Here is a 9,092-nt window from a genome sequence, read left to right as displayed (position 1 = left end):
TTGTTAATTCCTTAATTATTTTCAACTGATTTCATTTTTTCTAGACGTTTTTTTTGTTGCGCCTTACCAGATGAAATTTTCTCTGCTTGAGTATCGCTTTCCTGTAAAAATGCTGTGGTATTTGGAGATGAATTTAAATACTCTGCTAAAGAATTGATGGTAGGATATCTAAACAAATCAAGGGTTGACAGTTCTGCTTTTAATATTTCCTGCAATTGGCTGTGAACTGTAACTAAAAGTAATGAATGACCGCCAATTTCAAAAAAATTATCGTGAATGCCTATCTTTTCAAGATTCAAAGCTTTTTGCCAAACAGAGGCTATTGTCTTCTCCACCTCAGTTTGCGGTACCACATAAGCAACTTCTAATTCTGGGCGCAGAGCGTCGGGCATTGGCAAGGCTTGACGGTCTACTTTGCCATTAGATGTTAATGGTAATGCTTCTAATATCATAAAGGCTGTTGGCACCATATGATCAAGCAATTTATTCTGCAAGAAGCGGCGCAGTTCAGGAATTGTTAGTGCTTTGTCTGAGTGAAGAGTTACATAGGCTATTAAACTTTGATTTCCAGATTTATCCTCTCTAACAATAACTACACTTGTCGATATTGATGGATGTTGATTAATAGTCGCTTCAATTTCTCCTAGTTCAACACGGAACCCACGTATTTTCACTTGGTTATCAATGCGACCGATATACTCGATATCTCCACTTGGTAGAAAGCGAACTAAATCACCTGTTTTGTAAAGGCGATCGCCTTCTTGTTTGCTAAAGGGATTGGGGATAAACTTTAGGGCTGTTAATTCAGGTTGATTTAGATAGCCTCTGGCTAATCCAAGTCCGCCAATGTGCAATTCACCGGATACCCCCATTGATACTGGTTGCAAATATTGGTCTAAAATGTATAACTGGGTATTAGCGATCGCCTTACCAATGGGTATGGAACCGGAAGCGTGTTTACCTATTGGAACCTGATAAACACAGCAGCCTACTACTGTCTCTGTAGGCCCGTATTCGTTTACTAAAATTGTATCTGGAGCTACATCTTGCCAGAAGGTGATGCTTTCAGCTAATAAATTTTCGCCACCAATAATAAAAGCTCTCGTTTTATTGCCAATCTCTTCTTTAGATAACTGTTGCTTCAGCAAATCCAAGTGAGCAGGGGTAATTTTTACCAAACTTAAATTCGAGCTTTTACTTAAAGCTTGAGAAAAGGTTTCAATGCCTTGTTCTTCTGATAGTAATTCTACTGTACGACCAACTAATAAAGGTGAAAAAAGACTAGTGATTGTTAAGTCAAAACCCAAAGGTGAATGAACTAAAGTTCCGACTCCTTCTTGTACTGCATATGTTTGGGTACACCAACTCAAGTAGTTAATTAATCCTTGATGAGGAATTAGAGTTCCTTTGGGTTTACCAGTAGAACCAGAGGTGTAAATAACATAGGCTAAATTTAATTCGGTTGTTGTAGTACTTGGATTTTCAACTTTTTGTTGGTTGATGGCTTGCCAATCACTATCTATACAAATTACTTTAATTCCATTTGTAGCTAAATCTGCCATTAAATGCTGTTGAGTCAGCAGCACTGGCATTTGAGAATCATTTAGGATAAAAGTTTTTCTTTCTAAGGGATAGCTAGGGTCAATCGGTACATAAGCACCACCAGCTTTGAGGACAGCTAAAAGTCCAATCAGCATTAAAGGCGATCGCTCGACACAAAGTCCCACCATTACGTCTGGTTTTACACCTAATTGTTGTAGGTAATGAGCTAGCTGGTTAGCACGAGTGTTCAATTCTCGGTAGGTAAATTGCTGATTTTTATAAATAATGGCAATATTGTCTGGCGTGCGATCGCACTGCTGTTCAACCCAATGGTGGATGCACTTGTATTGTAGCTCTGCTGTCTTACTATTGTTGAATGCAACTAAGAGTTGTTCTCGTTCTTGTTCACTGAGAATATTCAACCGCGATATTGGTGTAGAAGGATTATTAATAACACTGATTAACAAAGTTTGCCAATGATCTGCTAAACGTTGAATATCTTCTTTACAGAAAACTTTTGCATCATAATGAAACTCTATTTTGACTAACCGATTTTGTGTACGGATACAAGAAAGCTTTATTTTAAATCGGTCAAAGCAGACATAATGCTGATAAATTGAAAATGCTACTTGAGGAGTAGAATAATTAGTTTCTGTTTCCTCAAAATCAAAACAAAATGGTAAAAATGACTGTTCTATATCATCTGTGTTTGTTTGAGTAAATGCGTCCCAACTAAAACTATCCTGCCATTCAAGTATTTCATTTGTTAATTTTTTAACCTGTGCCAAAGTATTTTTGAATGTATCATTTTCTTGCAGATGATAAGCAAGCGGTAAATATTTGGCAAATAAACCTAGTGCTGCTTTTAACTCTTCATAATTGCGACCATCACAGCCTAGACCTATAATTAAATTTGATTGCCCAGTAAGACGCCAAAGTAGAATTTGCCAGCAAGTAAGAAAAAATATATCTATCGATATTTGAGATTTGTGGACAATTTCTTCAATTTTAGCGAGTAAATCACTATGAATTGCTAACTTAATCAATTGGGGTTCAAATTCCGATTTTTCAGAAAGACGATTCTCAAAAGGAAGCTTTAAGCTATCCAGGGTCGAAAAATCTATTTCTTGCCAATACTTTCTCTCTCCTGCTTCAAGTAATTCATTTTGCCATGTAGCAACATCAGCATATTGTAGTGGTTCTTCGCTGAGTTCTACATTCTGCAAACAGGCACTGTAATACTGACTAATTTCATCAACTATATTTTTTAATGTCTTATAGTCTGCACAAAGAGATGGTAAGTTAAAAAATAAAACGTATTTATTTAATGAGCAACTTAGCAACTGTATATTTAATAATTGCCCTTTATCTAATTTTACAGATTGTTCGCTTATTTTATTAAAAAGTACTTCTATCTCTTCATATTGAGAAGATTTATTTTCTAAAGTAGACTCCTTGAAAAGAATACTACTAGTAGTATCTATAACCTGGATAGGTATTTTTAATCCTCGGGGACGATGAAACTTTGTCCGAAGAATTTCATTTCTAGCAATAACTTTCTGTAACGCTTCTTTTAGTATCTCTAGTTTTATATTTCCTTCAATAAGAATAGCACATTGACTGCGATATAAATTACTATCTTGTTCTAGTAACCAAAGATGTTTTTGTTGGGGAGATAGTGGAAAACCTTGAATTATTTGTTGCATTTTTATTTCTCAATTATTCAAATTTAGTCAAAATTTTTCAGATATTTTAATTTTAATAAATAGCAGAGAGTTAATAAAACATTGACGTAGTGAGTTGAAGCAAAAATTAACTATCTAAAGCTTGACTAAAACTTGTTAGTTCGCTCATCGCAACAAAAAGCTTACGTTTTCCTACATAGGGATTGCGTCCATGAGCAGTTAATACGTTGTCTAGTAACAATATGTCTCCTTGTTGCCAAGGAAAACATACTTCTAATCTCTGATATACTCCACAGATATCAATCATTGTAGAGTCTTCAATAGGAGTACCATCTCCGTAAAAGCAGTTTCGTGGTAAATCTTCTTTCTTAAAAGATGACAGTAGTGACTCACGAGTTTGTATATCTAAACAAGCTAAATGCCAATGTTGTGCTTGATTAAACCAAGAAAGTTCATCTGTCTGAGGATGCTTGATTACGGCTGGACGAATAGAAATAGTTCTCAAACCACCATCGTTTTTCCATTCAAAATCAATTAAGTTACTTTGACAAAACTTTTCTACATCTGCTCTACTTTGAGTTTGAAAAACTGTTTGCCAGTCAAGCCCTAATCCGTTTCCATAATTACGAACATACATAACTTGCTTTTCAACGAACTGCTCCCTAATCTTGGGTTCTATAAGTTGAAACACCTTACGACTATCAACTATTGGGGTTTCTCCTCCTTGCTGTGCAGGTTGACGACAGCCGAACAAAATTTTCACAGGCCATCGATAATTAAAAGAATTCTCGTTATGCCACAATAACTTGCTATCCGCAGGGTAAAAAACTGGAGTATAAACTTTACCAGTTACTGTTTCACGGTTATGTTCGCCATTTTCATTGAATAGTTCTGAGCAAACCGCTAGACCAAACTTTTCAAATGCGGCTGCTGTCGTAATATTAAAGTCTCTGAAAAGTATAGCACCATGTTTGATTAAATTTGTATCTATAAATTCCTGATTTGCCTCAGCCCAATCTGCAAGATCAACATCTAATACAGATGGTTTGATAATTAACGGTAGGGTTTGATCTCCTCCCAAATTATCTAGCTTAATTAGTTCGATCTGTAAATTTATAGATTTTCTACTAACTTTATTGAATTCAGGCTTGAGATGAGAATTACTTATTTTTACCTGTTTCATTTTACTTCTCTACTTCGGTTGAAATGCCAATTACTTTTCGCTTAATTATGCTTAATTTTTGTTGATATTTTTCTTTACGTTTTCGTTCTTCACTCAATTGATATTCTTTATCTGATATAATGACAATTTTTTCTAGCTGATTTAAGTTAATAGCAGGCTCTACAACAATTTGAGATAAAATTGTTTCAAAAGCATTTAGCAATCGGGCCATACTACTAGTATCAAATAAGTCTTTGCTATATTTTAATAACCCAACTATTCCTTGCTCTGTATCTGTTAATTCCAGGAGTAAATCAACTCTGCCTACCGGATTTTCTAAATCTAAACTAGCCAGGGTTAAATTTGAAACTTCTAAAGAATGTATGGGAGCATTTTGGAGAATAAACTTGACTTGAAATAGAGGAGTTTGGTTGAAGTCTCGTTTGGGATTAAGAGCGCTAACTAGTTTCTCAAATGGTAAATCTTGGTGAGCATAAGCTTCTAGGCAAACCTTACGAACTCGTTGCAAAAAATCGCTAAAACCAGGGTTGCCAAATAGGTCAGTACGTAATACTAGTTGATTAACAAAAAAACCAATTAAATTCTCTACTTCAATCATATTGCGGTTGGCAATATCAGTACCAACAACAATATCTTTGTCGCCTGTATACCAGGATAACAAAACTTTAAATGCTCCAAGTAGCGTCATAAATAACGTCGTTCCAACACTATCACCTAGCTTCTTAATCGCTTGGGATAATGTCTTAGAGAGGATTAAACTTTGTCGTTCCTCTTGAGAGGTTTTCACTTCTGAAGATCGATAATTTTTAGATAATTGTAAAACTGGTAAGTTATCTCCTAACTGCTTTTTCCAATATGTAAGTAAGGTGTTAAGTACTTCACCCTGTAACCAGTTTTGTTGCCAAGCTGCGAAGTCCGCGTACTGAATTGGTAGTTCCGAAAGTGGGGAAGGCTGTCCTTTGCAGAAGGCTTCATAGAGTGCTGTTACTTCTTTGATGAGTAGCCCTATTGACCAACCATCAGAGACAATATGATGCATGGTGAACAACAGGACATATTGTTTTTCACTTAAGTGCAACAGAGTCGTTCTCAGCAAAGGCCCCTGCGCTAAGTTAAAAAGCAACTGGCTTTCTTGAACTGCTAGCCGCAAAACTTCAGCTTCCTGCTTTGTTATTGGGTACTCTTGCAAGTCCACCACAGATAGCTTCAAAGTCAGGGTTGGAGTAATTACCTGAATTGGTTGTCCATTGACGAGCGCAAAAGTGGTTCGCAAGGTTTCATGACGCTGCACAATTTCGTTGAGACTCTGCTCCAATGCAGGCATATTAAGCGTACCAGTAAGACGCACGGCAAAGGGAAGGTTATAAGTGGTGCTATTTGGCTCCAACTGATTGAGAAACCATAGCCTTTGTTGGGCAAAGGACAAGGGTAAATTGGTATTTCTAGGAACAGGTACTATGGGCTGAAGATTAACGCTTGATGTTAAATGTTTGAGGATTTCTTGTTTCCGCTCTCGCAACTGAGTGCTTAAATCTGGTGAGAGTACTCCTTGAGGAGCATTACAGTATAAGCGATCGCCATCAACTCTAAATTTGACGTTGAGGCTGTCAAGGTATAATAATAATTCGTCAATGCTTCTGCTCACTTAACCTCCTCACATCATGACTTAAGCACTATAAAAGTAGGGCTTTTTGAAAAAGAGGTGAATCCTCAGCTACAAACATCCTTTTTTCAATCTAAATATCTTATAAATAGTTTTTCGATTTTTTATCTTGATATCAAGACTGCAAAGGTAAGACAAAAACTCTTCAATAGTTCTCATAGTTCTATCTCCTCTCGCTCGTGATCTACCCCATCCATAGAAACAAGCTGTAGTTGTTGGACTGTAAGCATCTTTTCGATACCTTCTACCAATTGAGCTAGTGTAGGTGCTTCAAATAAAGTGCGTAAAGGTACTTCTACTTTAAAAGCTTCTCGCAACCTGGAAATAGCTTGAGTCGCCAATAAAGAATGCCCACCCAAATCAAAGAAGTTATCGTAAATGCCTATATGATCTCGCTTTAATATCTGAATCCAGATGTCAGCAACTATCTCCTCTGCGGGAGTCCGGGGTGCAACAAAATCCAGTTGCGATTCATTCTGGAAATTTGGTACAGGTAATGCGCGGCGATCTATTTTACCACTAGGACTTAAAGGCAATGCCTCGATCCGTATAATCGCAGAAGGTATCATATGGCCTGGTAGCCTTTCTTTAAGTAAATCGCGTAACTGTTGAACCAGTTCGCTACTACTTAGATCATTGCGATCGCTCTCAGTCCTAGGAACAACATAAGCCACTAAGCGTTTATCATCAGGGTTTTCCTCCATAACTATAACTACAGCTTCTCTAACAGCTTGGTGCTGACACAAAAATGTCTCAATTTCTCCAAGTTCAACCCGGAAGCCACGAATCTTCACCTGATGGTCAATACGTCCGAGGAATTCTATATTCCCATCAGGAAGCCATCTTCCTAAATCTCCAGTTTTATAAATTAAATCTCTGCGATTTTCTGGTAATTTCTGACTAACATCTGTAAACGGGTTAGTCACAAAGCTGAAATTAGTTTTTTCTTGATTTTTCCAGTACCCATCACCCACACCAATTCCCGATACACAAATCTCTCCAGGAGCGCCAATGGGTAATAATTGCATTTCTCCATCCAGAATGTAGAGATTTAAGTTAGCTAATGGTTTACCAATTGGAACCGTCCGCTGATTTTCTGGCAAAGGCTTGTCAACGATAAACTGGGTGATATCATCAGCAGCCTCAGTTGGGCCATAAGCGTTAACAATTTTAATTTCGGGATATATCTCAAGCCACCTATTTACCAAACTGACCGATACTGGTTCTCCTACAACCATCATCCATTTTAAATTAGGTAATTCTCTTTGATGAATCGGTAGCTGAGAAGTATATTCAAGCAAGCCGACAAATAATGCTGGGACTAATTCAACAACTGTAATTTTCTCAGATTTCAGAGCAAGAAATAGTTGCTCAGGAATAGCAACGGTTTCTATATCTACTATTACCGTCTGACCACCAATTAAAAGTGGTGCTAAAAATTGCCATACAGAAATATCTGTGGAAGATGGAGCACTTTGCAGAAAAGAAAACTCTTGCGTTAACTCCAACTCATCAAATTGGGCATAAATATGATTAATTGCACCATCATGCCTGACAATTGCCCCCTTTGGTAATCCTGTAGACCCGGAAGTATAAAGCATATAAGCTGGGTCAGCAGCATGATTAACCTGTTCTATATTATCATTAGATAGCTGCTGAAAATCCAATTTATTATATATTTTTAACCCGGTTTGTTTAGCAAGGGGCGTCTGAGCAATAACAATGCTATCTAAACAAATAATAGAGGATAACTCGGAACAACCTTCTACCAGGTCTGATAGAACATTTAAGAGCGAAAAATCTGTTAATAAGAACCTCACTTCGCTATTAGATAGCATATACTTAATTCGATTTGGTGGGTAAGTACTATCAATAGGTACATATGCACCACCTGCCTTGTATATAGCAAGAATAGCAATCAGGAAATTGATATCACGGTCTTTAAAAATGCCTACAAAGTCTCCTTGTTCAACTCCTAATTTCCGCAATAATTCAGCTAGCTGATTCGCTTGATGGTTTAGTTCTTGATACGTGAGTTGAGTTTGTTGATGAATGACGGCTATATTATTTGGAGTCTGAGATACTTGAGTTTCAAATAATTGATTTATTGTCTGATTAACGGGATACTGTTTAGTTTTGTTATTAAACTCTGTTAATATCTGGTGTTGCTCATAGTCTTTTAAGAAAACAATCTCTGATATCTTAGTATTTACTTGATTAATACAGCTTCCAAGAATATTACTATAATATCTACTCATAAATTTTATATTTTCATCTTGAAACAAATGTTCTTTATACTCTATATCAGCACTAATACTTCCACAATCAACTTTAAAAGAAATTGTAATATCATTATTGAGTTGATTTAAAGGACTTTTATTATGAATATTTTCTAAACAAACTACTATGTCAAAAATTGGATGGCGGTTAGGACTTTTTGATATATTCAACAACTGGATTAATTCATCAAAATTATAGCTTTGGTTGTTGTAAGCACTGATGATTGAGTCTTTAACTTGAAAAAGAAAATCTTTGAATGAGAGATGAGGTTTTACCTGAGTATGTAATGGAATAACTTTGTTATTTATCTCATCTAAAAAAATTTTCTCATATATTGGTATTCCAATAATAACATCATTGTTTCGAGTATACTTTTGCAGCAATATATTCAATGCAGATACTAGTATCCAGTACATTGAAAAGTAAGAACCTTGAGCTAGCTTAATAATTGATTGAGATAAATCGTTTGATAAATCAAAGCTAAGAGATTTGTTTTTACCGCTATAAAATAAAGGTCTTACATAGTCCAACATCAGATTTGTTTCAGGTAATTCTCCCGAAAGTTTATTTATCCAATAGATTTTTTGAGATAATAAGTCATTAGAGTCTAAATGTGTACTCATGCTTCTTTCCTTGTAGACTAAGTAATAAAATAAATATATAAATTTAATATTTGTAACCAGATTTATTGATAATAGACAAAATCAAATTAACTGATTGCAAAATATTTATTTGTCAC

4 protein-coding genes are annotated in these 9,092 nt (G+C 35.9%); all 4 read right to left on the bottom strand.

Translation table 11 applies throughout. From position 1 onward, the window contains the following. Nucleotides 1-11 precede the first annotated feature (11 nt). The 4 genes from HWQ44_RS19450 to HWQ44_RS19435 all read right to left on the bottom strand — a co-directional run bounded on the left by HWQ44_RS19450 (nucleotide 12) and on the right by HWQ44_RS19435 (nucleotide 8,976). A complete protein-coding gene (locus tag HWQ44_RS19450; protein WP_292721842.1) occupies nucleotides 12-3,248 on the bottom strand; it encodes an amino acid adenylation domain-containing protein in 3,237 nt (1,078 codons plus the stop codon). 106 nt (nucleotides 3,249-3,354) lie between these two features. Continuing rightward, nucleotides 3,355-4,410: a TauD/TfdA family dioxygenase gene (locus HWQ44_RS19445; RefSeq protein WP_292721838.1), complete on the bottom strand. Its 1,056-nt coding sequence runs from the start codon at nucleotides 4,408-4,410 to the stop codon at nucleotides 3,355-3,357. A gap of 1 nt (nucleotide 4,411) precedes the next feature. Then, entirely contained in the window at nucleotides 4,412-6,055 is a 1,644-nt protein-coding gene (locus HWQ44_RS19440) for a condensation domain-containing protein (protein WP_292721835.1), read from the bottom strand. Between the two features lie 173 nt (nucleotides 6,056-6,228). Further along, complete coding sequence (locus HWQ44_RS19435; protein ID WP_292721832.1) at nucleotides 6,229-8,976, bottom strand: amino acid adenylation domain-containing protein; 2,748 nt, start codon at nucleotides 8,974-8,976, stop codon at nucleotides 6,229-6,231. Nucleotides 8,977-9,092 lie beyond the last annotated feature (116 nt).

It is taken from the genome of Nostoc sp. JL34 (assembly GCF_017114945.1).
Taxonomy (GTDB): Bacteria; Cyanobacteriota; Cyanobacteriia; order Cyanobacteriales; family Nostocaceae; genus Nostoc.
The sequence above is the reverse complement of the archived record's forward strand: the minus strand, read 5'-3'. Positions and strand labels throughout refer to the sequence as shown.

Excerpts from the sequence above, each read along its gene's own strand:
- HWQ44_RS19450 (WP_292721842.1), bottom strand. The coding sequence starts at position 3,248 with ATGCAACAAATAATTCAAGGTTTTCCACTATCTCCCCAACAAAAACAT.
- HWQ44_RS19435 (WP_292721832.1), bottom strand. The coding sequence starts at position 8,976 with ATGAGTACACATTTAGACTCTAATGACTTATTATCTCAAAAAATCTAT.
- HWQ44_RS19445 (WP_292721838.1), bottom strand. The coding sequence starts at position 4,410 with ATGAAACAGGTAAAAATAAGTAATTCTCATCTCAAGCCTGAATTCAAT.